Below are 15,607 nucleotides of genomic sequence, written 5' to 3' on the forward strand. Positions count from 1 at the left end.
GCCCTACAGTTATTTCCCATCCATGAAACGTGAGAACACCCCATGACACGCGCCGTGCGCTTTTATCAATACGGTGGCCCCGAGGTGCTGAAGATCGATGACATCGATGTTCCTGCCCCCGGGCCCGACGAGGTCCTTATCCGGGTCAAGGCCATCGGCCTGAACCGGGCGGAATCGATGTTCCGCAGCGGTCAGTACCTGGAGCAGGCCGAGTTCCCCTCGCGCCTGGGCTATGAAGCGGCGGGCATCGTCGAGTCGGTGGGTGCCCATGCCGGACAGTTCGCCGTGGGCGAGCACGTCAGCCTGATCCCACCCTCCTCGATCGCACGCTGGGGAACCTATGCCGAGTTGGCCGTGGTACCCGCCGCCATGCTGGTCCGGCACCCCGCCTCACTGTCCTCTGTCCAGGCCGCCGCGGTCTGGATGCAATACGTCACCGCCTGGGGCGCGCTGGTGCATGTCGCGAAGCTGCAAGCGGGCGAGTTCGTTCTGATCACCGCGGCCTCGAGCAGCGTCGGCCTGGCCGCGATCCAGATCGCCAACCAGCTCGGTGCGATCCCCATTGCCGTCAGTCGTACACGGGCCAAGGGCCAGGCGTTGCTCGACGCCGGCGCGGCCCACGTACTGGCCAGCGAACAGGAGGACTTCCTCCAGCAGGTCAAGCGGATTACCGACGGCAAGGGCGCCCGGGTGATCTTCGATCCGGTGGGCGGTCCCTTCCTGGAGACCCTGGTGGACGCCGCCGGCGAAAGCGCGATCATTCTGATCTATGGTGCATTGAGCTCGGCGCCGACGCCTTTCCCGCTGTTCAAGGTATTGGGCAAGAGCCTGACCTTGCGCGGTTATCTGTTGCACGAGATCAGCTCCCGGCCCGACCTGCTGGACGCGGCGAAGGTCTATGTCATCGCCGGTCTCGAAGCCGGGACGCTGAAACCACTGATCGCCAGGACCTTCGACTTCGAGCGGATCGTGGACGCCCACCGCTACCTGGAGTCCGGCGAGCAACTGGGCAAGGTGGTGGTTTCACTGGAGTCCGGATCATGAAAATCCTCCATCCGATCTACTTCCTGGCCCTGGGCCTGTTCGGCGTCTACACCATCGAATTCGGCGTGGTGGGCATCCTCCCGGTGATTATCGAGCGCTTCGCCATCAGCGCCTCCCAGGCCGGCCTGCTGGTGGGACTGTTCGCGCTGATCATCGCGGTGTTCGGCCCGGTGATGGTCTTGCTGCTCTCGCGCTTCAACCGCAAGAAAATGCTCACCCTGGCGCTGTTCGTGTTCGCCGGCACCAGCGTGCTGTCGGCCTATGCACCGAACTTCGAATCGCTGATGGTCCTGCGCATCATCCCGGCGCTGTTTCACCCGGTGTACTTCTCGCTGGCGTTCGTCGCCGCCACCGCGCTGTACCCGCCCGAGGAATCGACGCGGGCCGCGGCCAAGGCGTTTGTCGGCACCAGCATGGGCATGGTCCTGGGGGTGCCGCTGACCACCCTGATCGCCGCGCAGTTTTCCTATGAGACTTCGTTCCTGTTTTGCGCGGCGGTCAACTGCATCGCCGGCCTGGGGATCATTGCGCAATTGCCGGATGCCCCGGGCAAGGCGAACGCGTCCTACAAGGAACAACTGGCGATCCTGCGCAAGTTCCCGCTGTGGCTGAATATCACCGCCTCGACCCTGATCTTTGCCGCGATGTTTTCCGTGTACAGCTACTCGGCCGAGTACCTGGCCAAGGAAGCGGGAATGAGCGCGCAGTGGATCAGTATCCTGCTGGTGGTGTTCGGCATCGGTGGGGTCGCCGGCAACCTGTATGCCGGCAAGCTGATCGGTCAGAACATGGTGCGCACCACCCTGCTCCATCCGATCCTGCTGGCCGGCGCCTATGGCCTGCTGTACCTGTTCGCCAGTCCGTCCCTGCCGGCCATGCTGCTGATCGTGCTGATCTGGGGCGCGACCCATACCAGCGGGCTGATCGTCACGCAGATCTGGCTCACGTCCGAGGCACCGGAGGCTCCGGAGTTCGCCACCGGTATCTACATTTCCTTTATCAACCTGGGCGTGACCATCGGTTCCACCACCGGCGGCTGGTTCCTTGCGCGCCTGGGCTTGCAGGGCACCCTGTACAGTGGTTTCCTGTTTGCCGCGCTGGCCGTATTGGTCATTGCGGTAAAAGTGCTGTTCTTCAGCGGCGCTTCCGACAAGGAAAGCGCCCCCGTCGCAGCAGACTGACTGACTCGATTCAATATGGCCCGCACGGATGGGGGTTGTTTCTTATCCGTGCGCGGCCGTTTCGAATCCATCTTCCCAAACAAGGATCTCCAGGATGGAAGCCTTTGGGGCGACCGCCGGGATGAAACTTCCATCGAGAATCGATCGAGGCGGCATGACTACCTTTCCTGTGCAACCCTCTTCCTGTGATTGGTCCGAACGCCTGGACACCCCGGACGCGGCCCTGTTCGACTGGGAGAACCTGCGTCATTACGTCACCTTCGCCCGCACCCAGTCACTGAGCAGCGCCGCCAGGGAACTGGGGGTCGAACATGCGACCGTGGCGCGGCGCATCGCCGCGCTGGAGTCCTCGCTGAACCTCAAGCTGGTGGACCGACGCAAGCGCAATTACGAGATGACCCCCTTTGGCCATCGCATCGCCGAAATCGCCGGCCGAATGCAGAAGGACGCCAAGGCCATTGCCAAGATGGCCCTGTCGGTACGCACCGAAATGGTCGCCGACCTGAGCGTCAGCGCCCCGCCCCTGCTGACCTCGGAATTCATCGCGCCACACCTGGGACGCCTGCGCCAGGAACATCCCTCGATCAATGTCAGCCTGCTGATGCAGGACGATATCGGCAACGGCGGCAACCCGGAACCGGACCTGATGATCCGCCTGTGCCGACCGACCCAGATGGACCTGGTGGCGCGCAAGTTCGGCACCGTCTCCTTTGGTCTCTATGGCAGTTCGCACTACCTGGCCACCCATACCCGCGAGCAGTACGAATACATCCTTTACGACGAAAGCATGGAACATTCACGGCAACAGGTGTGGCTGCGCGAAATCGCCGCTGAGCGCCCCGTGGTCCTGCGGGCCCGAAGCCTGGAGGTCCAGGCATCGGCGGCGCGGGCGGGCATCGGCATGGCCTTGTTGCCCAACTTCTATGCCCGCAAGGACCCGATACTGGAGAAAGCCCAGCTGAATTGTTCGGATTTGATGATTGATATCTGGCTGGTGGTCCACGAAGATATGCGCAAAGAAGCGCCTATTCGGTCACTGATGGACTTCCTGGTCAGCTGTTTTCCGACCGAGGCATTCTTTTAATTGCCTTTTGTGTGCCTCAGTAGTGCAATTTGCAATTAACACAAGGTGAATTTTTTAACACCCTGGGGCGAACACGGGGAGTTTACAAACAATCCCGTAGATTCCAGTATCAACGCCAAGAACAAGAAACAGATTTCCCCGAGCGCCGAAACCCATGCCAAGGTTTTCGTGACTCGCCCTTCGGACACGGTACACACCTCTCCGGCCGGGCAATAATTTAATAATAAAAAAGCGCCAACTTCCCAGACTCATCGCGAATAAGCGATGCGTGCGGAAGTGTCCGACGCGGAATACACCCTAGATATCTTTCCGTTCAGGCCTTCATGGTCCATGACGTTTGCCGTGTAAAAAAACTTGCCCAAGAACCCCAGAATGACGGGACTGTTACGACTGACAAACCCAGGATGCGCTTGCGTGCGCCTCTGGAGTTTTACAGAGAACCCACAGAAGGAATTGAATCATGAGCCAAGTAAAGATCATTGATGTAACGCTCCGTGATGGTGGTTATCGTAATAACTTCGCCTTTACTACCGACTATGCAGCCAATGCCGTGGGGCATTTGGCCGACGTGGGTGTCAACCATGCGGAAATTGGCTATTGCAATGGCTCTTTCGTGCGCAAGAAAGAGCACGGCCTGAGTAGCTCGGTCAGCCCTTTGTATATCGATTCGCTGCGCCGCGCGGCCCATGGCCAGTTGGGACTCTGCGTAATGGTGCATCCGCGCAACGTCACCGAAGCCGACTTTGAAATGCTCGCCGAACAGGGCATCGGGATGATCCGGGTGTGCCTGCGCAACGAACAACTCGAACCGGGTCTGGCGACCCTCAAACTGGCCAAGTCATTCAACTTCCAAGTCAGTGCCAACATCACCCATATCACCACCCAGACACCGGGCATCATCACCGAGATGGCCTTGCGGTCCGAGGGCGCCGGGGCCGATATCATCTGTTTCGCCGACTCCAACGGCAACATGATTCCCGATGACGTGGAACGCCTGGTCAGCCGGATTTCCCGCCGGGTCCATGCGCCCCTGGGTTTCCACGCCCACAACAACCTGTCCCTGGCCCTTTCCAATGCCATCGCCGCCATCGATGCCGGGGCCGAGTACATCGACACCTCGATCTGCGGCATGGGCAAGGGCGCCGGCAATCTGCACCTGGGCATGTTTATCGCCTATCTGGAGCGCATCGGCAGCGGCCGGGATTATGACCTGGTCAAGGCCCTGCAACTCTCCGAGTACACCGCGCAAAGCGTCCCCCTGAGCAGCCTGCCCGCACCGCTGATGGACGTGATGCTGGGCGCCTACAACCTGCCCTTCGATGTCCAGCAGCGGCTGGAAGACACCATGTCGCGACTGCAGATCAGTTCGACTTTCCAGGCCCTGCGGGCCATGCACGAGCAGGACCTGTTCCAGCGTCATGCCCTGCGCCCGACGGTGATTTCCCGGCCCAGCTTCCCGGCGCACCTGTCCGCAGAAGGAAAAATGTGATGAGCACACTGCACCCAACCACACGCCCGGGCCGACCGGCGCGGCACCGGGTCTGCGTACTGCCCGGCGACGGCGTCGGCGTCGAAGTGGTCAACGCCCTGCTGCCGATCTTCGACGCCCTGCAACTGCCTATTGAACTGGATTTCGGCCAGATCGGCTGGGAATGCTGGCGCCAGAACGGCGACCCGGTGCCCGCCGAAACCTGGGCGAAAATCGCCGCCGCCGACGCCACCCTGCTCGGCGCCATCACCAGCAAGGGCTTGCACGAAGCCGAGGCCGAGCTACCTGCGGCCTTGCGCGACACGGGGCGGACCTACGTGTCGCCGGTGATTCAGTTGCGCCAGCGACTGAGCCTCTACGCCAATGTGCGTCCGGTGACCGATGTGCTCGGTGACAACCGCTTCCGCTTCACGGTGATCCGCGAAAACACCGAGGGGCTGTACGCGGGACTCGACTTCGCCAGCATCCCCGCCGAGTTCGAACCCTTGCTCAAGGCCAAGGAACTGGCGGGCGCGCCCTGGACCCGCGCCAGCGCCGACGACGCGACCATGACGGTGCGGCTACAGACCCGCGCCGGCCTGACCCGCCTGTTCAAATTCGCCTTCGAGTACGCCCGTCGGCACGACTATCAGCGCGTCACCCTGGCGGACAAACCCAACGTGCTGCGCTACAGCGGCGCATTCGCCCGGGAAATCCTCGAAAACGTGGCCGCGCAGTATCCGGATATCGCCTGGAATATCGACAACGTCGATGCCGTGGCGCTGTGGATGATCCGTCGTCCGGAACGCTTTGGCGTGATCGTCGCGGAGAACATGTTCGGCGACATTCTCTCCGACCTCGGGGCCGGGGTCATGGGCGGCCTGGGCTTTGCCCCCAGCGCCAACATCGGCGATGCCGGGGCCTACTTCGAACCGGTGCATGGCAGCGCGCCGGCCCATGTCGGCCAGGACAAGGCCAATCCCAGCGCGATGTTCCTGTCCCTGGCCCTGTTGCTCGAACACCTGGGCTACGGCGCCGAGGCCTGGGCCATCGAACAGGCCGTCACCCAGGTGGTCAGGCACGACTGCCAGACCTACGACAGCGGTGGCCAGGCCAGCACCGGCCAATGCGCGGCGGCCATCATCCAACGCAGCGTCCTCAACCTTCATTCCCTCACCGCTTCCCTCGACAAGGGCCCGGCCCTGACAAGGAGTCATGCATGAGCCAGTCTTCCCTCTCGGCGTCACAACGCGCCTGGCTGCTGGAACACAGCGCCACACTCGATACCGCATCGCTGAGCGATGCCCTCGACAGTCTCGGCATCGATGCCGGCCTGCTGGGCATCGTCCAGCAAGTGCCCGGCACGCGCTGCAGCGGGTTCGCCTTCACCGTGCTGTACGAACCGGTGGAGTCCGGTGACGGTTTCAAGAACGCCGCCAACTACATCGACGACGTGCCGCCCGGCTCGGTCATCGTTTCCAGCAACGCCGGCCGGCTCGACGCCACCGTCTGGGGCGACATCCTCACCCATGTGGCGGTGAGCCGGAATATTCGCGGCACGCTGATCGATGGGGCCGCACGGGACATCGACACGGTGATCCGGCTCGGTTACCCGTTGTTCAGTCGTGGCCGCTTCATGCAGTCGGGCAAGAACCGCGTGCAGCTCAAGGCCACCCAGGTTCCGGTGCAGATCGGCGGCGTAACGATCCAGCCCGGCGACCTGATCGTCGGCGACGCCAGCGGCTGCCTGGTGATCCCCATCGCCCACGCGGAGGAAGTCATCAAACGCGCCATCGCCGTGGAAAAGACCGAACGCGACATCATCGAATCCGTCGGTCAGGGCCTGTCACTGGCCGAAGCGCGGCGCCTGCACCGCTATGACCAACCCTGGCTGGCCGCCGAGGCCAAGGCCCCGAGCGCCGCCTGAGCCAACCCACGACGCGTGTCACGCCCCTTATCCAGGAGAGACCCCATGACTTCGAACAATGCCAGCGTTATCAAGACCAACCCGATGCGCACCAGCACCAACAAGATCAAGCTGGGAGTGTTCGCCCTCAATATCGAAGGTGGCTGCACCCTGACCACGGCACCGGAGCGGTTGAAGGCCGCCGACTGGAGCGGCAACCTGGAGATCGCCAAAAAGGCCGACAAGGCCGGCCTCGAACTGCTCCTGCCGGTGGGCCGCTGGCGCGGTTGGGGCGGTGCCGGCGACCCGATGGGTGTGTCCTTCGAGACCTATACCTGGGCCGCCGGGCTGGCCTCGGTCACCGAACAGATCGCCTTGTTCACCACCTCGCATCTGTCCACCGTGCACCCGCTGTTCGCGGCCAAGCAGGCGGCGACCATCGACCATATCAGCGGCGGCCGCTTCGGCCTGAACATGATCTGCGGCTGGTACGGCAAGGAAATGGGCATGTTCAACGGGGGCGTGCAGCTGGAGCACGATCGTCGTTACGACCATGCCGATGAATGGCTGAACGTCGCTCGCAAGGCCTGGAGCGAACCGGGCAACTTCGACTTCAAGGGCGACTTCTTCAATATCGCCCAGGGCTTTGCCCAGCCCAAGCCGCTCAACACACCGTTCCTGATGAACGCCGGCGGCTCCGAGCGCGGGCGGCGGTTCTGCGCCGAACATTGCGATGCGGCGTTCCTGATCCTCAAGCACGAGGATGACGATGCCACCATCGCCGCCCAGATCAAAGCCTATCGCGACCTGGCGCGCCTGGAGTACGGCCGCGAGCTGCAGATCTGGGTCTACGCCTATGTGGTACAGAAGGACAGCTTGGAAGAGGCCGAGAAATACCTCGACTACTACGTCAACCAGCACGGCGATGAAGTGGCACTGGACAACGTCACCTCGGAGATCGGCATCCAGAGCGGCATGTTCGCCAATACCGAGGACGCCGAACGTTTCCGCTTCCACTTCAAGGCCGGTTTCGCCGGAGTCCCGCTGGTGGGCACCGCCGAGATGATCACCGATCAGTTCCAGCGCTACAGCGACCTGGGCATCGACGGTATCTGCCTGACCTGGCTGGACTATCAAAGCGGCCTCGACGAGTTCCTCGAGGAGGTGCTGCCGCGCATGGAGGACGCCGGTCTGCGCCAGTCGCACCTGCGCTCGCGGTTGCTCATCGGTGCCGTCGCATGAGTGCCGCCGGCGCATTGGCGCGGGCCCCCGAGCGCTCCCTGGAGGAGACGGCCGAAGACTTCAAACGGGCCATGCGACGCCTGACCAGCACCGTCTCGATCATCGCCACCGGCGTCGGCAGCGCCCGCTGCGGCATGGTCGCCACCGCGGTCAGTTCGTTGTGCACCGAACCACCCTCGCTGCTGATCTGCATCAACCACTCCGCCAGCCTCTATCAGCCGCTGCTGAGCAATCAACGCTTCAGCGTCAACCTGCTCGACGCCACGCAGAGCGCCCTGGTGGGCATCTTCGCCGGCCGACTCAAGGGCCCGGCGCGCTTCGAGCACGGAGACTGGGACCACGCCGACGGGTTGCCGTACCTGCTCGACGCCCAGGCAACCTTGTTCTGCCGGGTTGATGCGCGGCTGAGCTACGCCACCCATGAAGTGATTGTCGGCCGGGTTGAAAAGTCCCTGGTCGGCGAGCGCATCTCCCCACTGCTCTGGCAGGACGGGCAACCGGCACGTTCCCACGCACTGAATCACTGAACCCCTTTTCATACCCTGGATTACCTGGAGGCAACATGAGCAACCCGATCCCTTTCAACGCACCCGGCCATGATGAAAGCCAGGCGATCTTCCTGGTCAATGTCGTGCATGTCTTTGACGGCCAGCAGGACGCAGCCCTCGATGTGCTGCGCTCGGCCGTGGGCTATGTGGCCCAGACCTATCCGTCGTTCCAGTGGAGCCGCCTGTTCAAGAGCATCGACGGCAAGACCGTGATCAACCAGGCGCAATGGAGCAGCAAGGAGGAATTCGACTCGCTGTTTTCCGACGAGCAGTTCATGTCGCGTTATTCGCGCCTGAAAGAGACCGGCACCTGGGAGTTCCACCTGTATCAGGTCAGCGACTACATCCCCGCCGCCACCCTTCCAGCCGCCGCGCTCGCCTGAACCGTCGACGGCCCGCCATTGCCGGATCGCGCGGGCCTGTCGAGCGGCATTTTTCAAATCGGTCTATCAAGGAGAGACACCGTGAGCACTTTTGCTACCCCGCTGACCCGCCTGCTCAACACCGCCAACCCGTTGGTCCTGGCCCCCATGGGAGGGGCTTCGGGTGGACGCCTGGCCGCCGCCGTGTCACGGGCCGGCGGTCTGGGCCTGGTGGGAGCCAGCTATGGCGACCCGGACTGGATGAAGACCGAGCTGGCACTGATGAACGACGTCAAGGAACCCTGGGGCGTGGGCCTGGTGATGTTCACCGTGGCCCGGCGCTTCGAACTGCTGGACCTGGCCCTGTCCTATCGACCCCATGTGGTCGCCTTGTCGTTTGGCGACGCACGCGCCTTCATCGAACCGATCAAGGACAGCGGTGCCCTGGCCATTGTCCAGGTGCACGAGGTCGACCAGGCCCTGGCCGCACTCGACGCGGGGGCCGATGCGCTGATCGTGCAAGGGGCCGAAGCCGGCGGCCACAGCCTGCGCCGGGCCTCGTTTCCGCTGCTTCCGGCGGTACGCGATGCCGTCGCCAAAGAGACGGTGCTGATTGCCGCCGGGGGTATCGCCGACGGCCGGGGCCTGGCCGCCGCCCTGCTGCTGGGGGCCGACGGGGCGATGATGGGCACGCGCTTCCTGGCCAGCGAAGAAGCGCTGCCATCCAACAAGGTCAAGCAACGGCTGGTCCAGGCCAGCGCCGGCGATACCGTACGCACCCGGGCCTTCGACCTGGTGCGCGGCATCGAGTGGCCCGAGCAATACAGCGGCCGCGCGCTGGCCAACGACTTCACGGCCCGCTGGCTCGGCTTCGAGCAGGAACTGCTGCAGGCGCCGGCCAGCGTCGGCGAGGACTACGCCCAGGCCCTGCGCAACGACAACACCGATGTCCGCGCCATCTGGGCCGGTGAAGTCGCCGACCTGGTCAATGATGTGTTGCCGGCAACCACCATCGTCGAGCAGACCCTGCGCGGTGCCGAACAGGCCCTGCGCGATGCCCGCAAACTGTTTGCCTGACACAACCTGCACGCCCTACAGGAAAGGAATCGATATGAATACTCAAGTACCGGTGCATGTGCAGTTCGGCGAAGGGCCGGAGTTGGTGGTGGTGCTCTCCCCGGTCATGCCGGCCTGGGACGAGGGGCAGTTTTTCGCGCCCTTGACCCGGGCCCTGGTGGCCAAGGGTTACCGCGTGCTGATCTTCGACACGCTGTCGCTGCTGAGCGATGACGCGGATGAGGATCTGGCCCACTTCACCCGACGCTGGGCGGCAGTGCTCGAACCACTGGGCCCCATTGCCCTGCTGGCCGGATCGGCGCTGGGCGGCGCATTGGTGCAGGGCCTGCTGGCCACCGCCGTCGGCGAGCAGACGGCCAAGGCCCTGCTGATTTCCTCGCCCACCCGGGCCGACACTATTCTCGACCGCAGGCTGGGGGCGATGGCCGAGCTCGCCGGCGCCGGCGATGTAGACAAGGCGCTGCTGCTGCTCGAACAGTGGGTCCTGCCAGCCCGGCGTCCGCCGATCGCCCGTCCGCCCGTCCAGGGCAGCCCCGACGACAAGCAGGCCGGCCGCCGTCTGGACCGAGGCTTCCGGCTGCTGAGCAAACTCAACCTGGAATCCCAGGTGAGTGCCTGGCCTGGCCGCCTGCTGAGCCTTTTCGGCGAAGACTCGCAATTGGTCAGGGCTGCCAATGTCAGCTTCAGCCCCACCGCGCGGCACCTGGCGGTCAGCGTGCCCGGTGCGGGCATGCGCCCCTTGCAGGACGATCTGGCACGGGTAGAAAACAGCGTGCGCAGCCATCTGGGCATCGATCTGGAGCGCCCCGCATGAATGCTTCCACGACCCAACCCGCACAGTCCAAGTTTATCGATGTGCATTACCACGCCGGCCCCGACGCCTATCTGCGACGCCACAGTGCCATGCAAGCTGGCAGCCACTACGCGGCCCAGGAGGGTTGGGTGGTGCTCAAGAATCACCTGGGTTGCACCGCGGCCCAGGCCTGGGAGGCCCGCGAGCAAGGCTTGCCAGTATCCGGTTCGATCGTCCTCAATGAAATCGCCGGCGGCCTGGACTGGCGGGTGGTGGAGCGTTCCCTGTGCCAGCACGGCGCCCTCGACGTACGCTTTATCGTGCACCTGCCCACCGTGACCGGACGCTCCCATACCAGCCGGCTGGCCCGGACCCTCAGCCATCCGATCCTCAGCGAACGGCCGGTGCAACCCCTGACGGTCAGCGATGACAGCGGCCAGTTGAACGCCGCGACCCTGGACCTGCTGCGCATGAGTCGGGACTACCCGGTGGTGATTTCCAGCGGTCATGCCAATCGTGAGGAGGTGTTGCGGCTGGTGGACGCGGCCGAGCGCTTGCAGGTGCCACGGCTGATGCTCAACCAGCCGGCCAATCCGCTGACCGGGATGAAGGCCGCGGACTTGCGGGCGCTCGGTGACCTGCCCTGGCTCTATATCGAACAGACCGCCCTCACCTACCTGCTCGGTTATCAAGACGAGGGGGACTTCGCCCAGGTACTGCGTGAACTGCCACGAGTGGTGTACAGCTCTGACCTGGGCCAGACCAGCCAGCCGGATATCCGTCAGTGGCGGGACCTCAGCCGGCAGTGGTTCCAGGCATTCGGTCTCGGCCCCGAGCGGATCGCGGCCATCAGCCACGGCTGGCCGCTACAGCTGCTCAGCCATTGATTGACCGGGCTCTCATATCTGGAAATGCTTGACCAGGGTATTGAGTTCGGTGGCCAGGTGGGCCAGGGACTGCGAGGCGGCGGTGGTCTGGTTCGAACCTTCGGAAGACTGGATCGACAACTCGCGGATATTCAGCAGGTTGCGATCCACCGAGCGGGCGACATGGGCCTGTTCGTCGGCGGCGGTGGTGATAACCAGGTTGCGGTTATTGATCTCGTCATTCGCCTCGACGATTTCCGCCAGCGCGGTCTTGGCCGCTTCGGCGAGCTCCAGGGTCTGCCGGGTCATGTTGCTGCTGTTGTGCATGCCACTCACGGCAGTAGCGGTACCGGTCTGGATGCTGCCGATCATCTCTTCGATTTCCCGGGTCGACTGCGCAGTCCGATGGGCCAGGGCCCGTACTTCATCCGCCACCACCGCAAAGCCACGACCGGCCTCACCGGCGCGCGCCGCTTCAATGGCGGCATTGAGCGCCAGCAGGTTGGTCTGCTCGGCGATGGTACGAATCACATCGAGGACCTTGCCGATGCCCTGGGCCTGCGCCGCCAGACCGCCGATCTGCTCGGAGCTGACCTCGACGCCACGGGTCAGCGCGACAATCGCCGTCACCGCCTCGACCATCCGCTGCTGCCCCTTCAGTGCAATGGTCCGGGACTCCTGGGACAGGTCCGAGGTGGACGAGGCGTTCCTGGCCACCTCTTCAATGGCGCTGGTCATCTCGGTCACCGCGGTGGCGGCCTGTTCGATTTCCCCATGCTGCTGTTGCAGGTCACGACTGCCCTCGGCCGTCACCGCGTTCAACTCTTCGGCCGCCGAGGCCAGTTGGGTCGATGAATGGGTGATCTGCTTGAGGGTGGTGAGCAGGCTGCCCTGCATCACCGCCAGGGCCGCGAGCAAGCGACTGGCTTCGTCGTTGCCGAGCGGATTGATCGGTTGCGTCAGGTCACCCTTGGCGATGGTTTCCGCAACCTGCACCGCCTCGATGATCGGGACGGTAATGCTGCGGGTGAGCAGCCAGGCCACCAGCACGGTGCCGATACCCACCAGCAGAATCACCAGGCCGATGCCCGCCACCGCGCTGTCATAGGTGCTGGCCGACTGTTTGCCGGCCAGCTCCGCGCCCTGGTTGGCATGCTCGATCAGGTCATCGAGGTTCTTGGTCATCTGTTCATAGGATTCACGGATGGTCGAGAGGTAGGTGTTGGCACCGGCCTTGTCCCCCAGCCGCGACAGCCTGAGCAATTCGAGGTGATTCTTGGCATAGGCTTCCAGGCTGCGGTTGAAGGCGTCCAGCCGCCCTTTGTCGTCGCCGCTGGTCAGCAAGCCCGCGTAGATCGACATCTGCTCATGCACGCTTTGCAAGCGCCCGGCCGATTTGTCCTCGTAGACTTTCATGTCCGCGGCACTGGAAGACAGGATGTGGGCCATGGAGCCCAGGCGGTAACGGTCCAGCGACGCATTCGCCGAGGCCAGCACCCGCACCCGCTGCAGCCAGTTGTTCTGGATATCGGCGGCCTGGGCCTGCACGTCGCGAATCTGCTTCAACGCGAACAGCCCCAGGAACACACTGAGCAAGGCGATTGCGGCAAAACCGATGAACGCTCGGGGTGCAATCCGGATATTTCTCAACAACATGGGCGGGATCTCGCATTGAACGGGGACGGAAGACAGCAGGCCGCGGCAGGATAGCAGGCGATCCCGGCCATAAGGCTATCGGCTTGGTTGCGATTTTCTGTAGGTAGGCCTACCAACGGGCACAAAGTAGGAAAAAAACCACAGAATTGATAAGATCGCTCCTTTTCGGTTGCCAGTCATTCCTGCGAGCCGTCGCCCTCTCCAAACCCGAACCGGATCCATTGCATGACAACCAGCCCGCTACAGGCCGCAGAAAAAATTCTCCTGGTGGCTCCGCACCGTCTGGGCGATAGCCTGTTCGCAACACCCGGAATCCGCGTGCTGCGCCTTGCAAAACTGCATGCCCGAATAGACGTTGTCACGTTATCAGCCCTGTCCCATGAGCTGCTGTCGCAAAATACCTGCATCGATACACTCTACCGTGCGGAAGAACAGCCTATCGAGCAACTGGCCGCCGGATACGATGTCATCTTGCCCCTGCAAAATATCAACCACGTCGTCGAATACCTGGGAGACATTCCGCGCGTCCTGATGCCCCCGCGTTATGCCGGTGCGTTTCATTATTCGGAAAATTTCTATCGATTCCTGATTCAGCAGATGCCGAACGTGGCGCAATTTCCATTGGGGCCTTATGAGCTCAATACGAATGCCCAGGACGAATCGCAGGCCGATTTACTGCTGAGCCCCATTCCAGCCGCCCCACAGCCGTTTATCCTGGCCTTGCACATGGGCTGCCATCAGATTTCGAAAAAAGGTCAGCGGATCCTGTACAAGCTGTTTCCTTTCCTGATGGCAAAAGATACTCGCAGCTGGTCCTTCAAGCGCTTTGATCAACTGATCCAACGCCTGATAAAAGAACACCCTGCTGTGCATATCGTACTCACCGGCTCCCCCAGCGAAGCCTTCGCGGCCGACGCGCTGACCGCCAACCCGAACATCCTGAATCTCATCGGCAAAACCAATGTCGGCCAACTCGCGGCGGTGTTCAAGCGCTGTGACTTGCTCCTGACCGGAGATACCGGCCCGATGCATGTGGCCTGTGCAATGGAACGACCGATGGTCCTGCTCTGCGGAAAAACCGATCCGGCGCACACCGGGCCTTATCCCGCAAACACCCATCACAGCATTATTCAAAAAGACGGGATGGACAATATTTCGGTGGACGAGGTCTATCAGGCTGTTGTGCGCTATTTACCGGAGACACCGACGCAACAGGATTCAGCGCCCATCACCTCGGCAGAGGCCTGAGGTTCTGATCGATAACGCAACAAGGGCCTGAAAAGGCCCTTGTCGTTTATATCTCGCTCAGCGCTTGAGCTTGCGCTTGTTGCGATACTGGTCGATGACCACCGCGACCACGATGATCAGGCCCTTGATGATGTCCTGGATATAGGCATCGACCCCGACAAAGGTGAAACCGCTGGCCATGACCCCGAGGATCAGCGCACCGATCACCGTGCCGGTAATGCGCCCCACCCCACCCGCCAGGCTGGTACCACCGATCACGGCGGCGGCAATCGCGTCCAGCTCGTAGGACATGCCCATGCCCGCCTGCCCGGTGGCGGCCCGTGCCGAAGCGACCACCCCGGCCAGTCCCGACAAAAGCCCGGCGATGCTATAGACGATCACCAGGTGGCGCTTGACGTTGATCCCGGAGGTGCGCGCCGCCTGCATGTTGCCGCCGATGGCGTAGGTGTACTTGCCGTACTTGGTGTAGCGCAGGGCAATGTGGAAGATCAGCGCCACCACCAGGAAAATGATCACCGGCATCGCGCCGTGGCCGATGGCCGTATAGGAATCCGAGAGCATGCTCACCGGCTGGCCTTCGGTGTAGTAACGCGCCAGGCCACGGGCCGAGACCATCATGCCAAGGGTGGCAATAAAGGGCGGAATCCCGGTCAGGGCAATGATGCTGCCGTTGATCGCCCCCGCCAGCAGCCCTACCCCGAGTCCGGCAATGACCGGGATCCACACCGGCAGGTCGGTCAGCGACGGAAACACCGCCCGGGCGAAGTCCGAGGTCTGCGCCAGGCTCGCGGCAATCATCGCCGAGAGTGCCAGCACCGAGCCCGACGACAGGTCGATGCCGGTGGTGATAATGACCTGAGTGACCCCGATCGCCAGCAGGCCGATGATCGACACCTGCAGGATCATCAGCACCAACCGCTGGGAGTTCATCAGGAAACTCTGGTCACGGACGATCCAGCCGAACAGTTCGAAGACCAGGCCGATGCCGATCAGTACCAGGAAGATGCTCAGTTCGGTGGGAAGGCGCCGGCGACTCTTGACCGGCACCGTTGCAGGCTTGTTTTCCAGTATCACGTTCATAACCACTCACCCTTCTATCGCGTTACCGGCGCGGAGCACCGCCGCCGGCCTC

At 63.0% G+C, this 15,607-nt stretch carries 15 protein-coding genes; 13 read left to right on the top strand and 2 right to left on the bottom strand.

Annotated elements, in window-relative coordinates:
- The first annotated feature begins 42 nt into the window (after positions 1 to 42).
- The 12 genes from M5B42_RS28470 to M5B42_RS28525 all read left to right on the top strand — a co-directional run bounded on the left by M5B42_RS28470 (position 43) and on the right by M5B42_RS28525 (position 11,592).
- Positions 43 to 1,044, top strand: coding sequence for a zinc-dependent alcohol dehydrogenase family protein (locus M5B42_RS28470; protein WP_248747693.1), 1,002 nt, complete (start codon positions 43 to 45; stop codon positions 1,042 to 1,044).
- Positions 1,041 to 2,225 carry an MFS transporter gene (locus M5B42_RS28475; protein WP_248747694.1) on the top strand — a complete coding sequence of 395 codons (1,185 nt, stop codon included), beginning with the start codon at positions 1,041 to 1,043 and terminating at the stop codon, positions 2,223 to 2,225. Before M5B42_RS28470 ends, M5B42_RS28475 begins: the two co-directional genes overlap by 4 nt.
- A gap of 154 nt (positions 2,226 to 2,379) precedes the next feature.
- Positions 2,380 to 3,309, top strand: a complete 930-nt coding sequence (locus tag M5B42_RS28480) for a LysR family transcriptional regulator (protein ID WP_103495115.1) — start codon at positions 2,380 to 2,382, stop codon at positions 3,307 to 3,309.
- A gap of 460 nt (positions 3,310 to 3,769) precedes the next feature.
- Positions 3,770 to 4,798 (top strand): nucleoid-structuring protein H-NS, encoded by a 1,029-nt coding sequence (locus tag M5B42_RS28485; RefSeq protein ID WP_248747695.1) that lies wholly within the window; start codon positions 3,770 to 3,772, stop codon positions 4,796 to 4,798.
- The gene (locus tag M5B42_RS28490) at positions 4,798 to 6,000 is read left to right on the top strand and encodes an isocitrate/isopropylmalate family dehydrogenase (RefSeq protein WP_248747696.1); all 1,203 of its coding nucleotides are present in this window, start codon (positions 4,798 to 4,800) and stop codon (positions 5,998 to 6,000) included. Before M5B42_RS28485 ends, M5B42_RS28490 begins: the two co-directional genes overlap by 1 nt.
- Positions 5,997 to 6,704, top strand: coding sequence for an RraA family protein (locus M5B42_RS28495; protein WP_248747697.1), 708 nt, complete (start codon positions 5,997 to 5,999; stop codon positions 6,702 to 6,704). Before M5B42_RS28490 ends, M5B42_RS28495 begins: the two co-directional genes overlap by 4 nt.
- Positions 6,705 to 6,749: 45 nt before the next feature.
- Complete coding sequence (locus M5B42_RS28500) at positions 6,750 to 7,925, top strand: LLM class flavin-dependent oxidoreductase (protein WP_248747698.1); 1,176 nt, start codon at positions 6,750 to 6,752, stop codon at positions 7,923 to 7,925.
- Positions 7,922 to 8,452: a flavin reductase family protein gene (locus M5B42_RS28505; protein WP_103495120.1), complete on the top strand. Its 531-nt coding sequence runs from the start codon at positions 7,922 to 7,924 to the stop codon at positions 8,450 to 8,452. The genes M5B42_RS28500 and M5B42_RS28505 overlap by 4 nt, the downstream gene beginning before the upstream one ends.
- Before the next feature lie 35 nt (positions 8,453 to 8,487).
- Positions 8,488 to 8,856: an antibiotic biosynthesis monooxygenase gene (locus M5B42_RS28510; protein WP_103495121.1), complete on the top strand. Its 369-nt coding sequence runs from the start codon at positions 8,488 to 8,490 to the stop codon at positions 8,854 to 8,856.
- Positions 8,857 to 8,937: 81 nt separating this feature from the next.
- On the top strand, positions 8,938 to 9,912 hold the full coding sequence (locus M5B42_RS28515; RefSeq protein ID WP_103495122.1) for a nitronate monooxygenase: 975 nt from the start codon (positions 8,938 to 8,940) through the stop codon (positions 9,910 to 9,912).
- A gap of 34 nt (positions 9,913 to 9,946) precedes the next feature.
- Complete coding sequence (locus M5B42_RS28520) at positions 9,947 to 10,726, top strand: alpha/beta fold hydrolase (RefSeq protein ID WP_248747699.1); 780 nt, start codon at positions 9,947 to 9,949, stop codon at positions 10,724 to 10,726.
- Positions 10,723 to 11,592, top strand: a complete 870-nt coding sequence (locus M5B42_RS28525) for a DUF6282 family protein (protein WP_248747700.1) — start codon at positions 10,723 to 10,725, stop codon at positions 11,590 to 11,592. Before M5B42_RS28520 ends, M5B42_RS28525 begins: the two co-directional genes overlap by 4 nt.
- Before the next feature lie 12 nt (positions 11,593 to 11,604).
- Here M5B42_RS28525 and M5B42_RS28530 read toward each other — a convergent pair whose 3' ends face one another.
- Entirely contained in the window at positions 11,605 to 13,227 is a 1,623-nt protein-coding gene (locus M5B42_RS28530; protein ID WP_248747701.1) for a methyl-accepting chemotaxis protein, read from the bottom strand.
- 225 nt (positions 13,228 to 13,452) lie between these two features.
- Here M5B42_RS28530 and M5B42_RS28535 point away from each other — a divergent pair, with 225 nt between their 5' ends.
- Entirely contained in the window at positions 13,453 to 14,475 is a 1,023-nt protein-coding gene (locus tag M5B42_RS28535) for a glycosyltransferase family 9 protein (RefSeq protein ID WP_248747702.1), read from the top strand.
- Between the two features lie 57 nt (positions 14,476 to 14,532).
- On the opposite strand, the gene M5B42_RS28540 is transcribed toward M5B42_RS28535, so the two are convergent.
- Positions 14,533 to 15,555: an ABC transporter permease gene (locus tag M5B42_RS28540; protein WP_248747703.1), complete on the bottom strand. Its 1,023-nt coding sequence runs from the start codon at positions 15,553 to 15,555 to the stop codon at positions 14,533 to 14,535.
- Between the last annotated feature and the right edge of the window lie 52 nt (positions 15,556 to 15,607).

Source organism: Pseudomonas sp. MWU12-2037, assembly GCF_023242345.1.
GTDB lineage: Bacteria > Pseudomonadota > Gammaproteobacteria > Pseudomonadales > Pseudomonadaceae > Aquipseudomonas > Aquipseudomonas gingeri_D.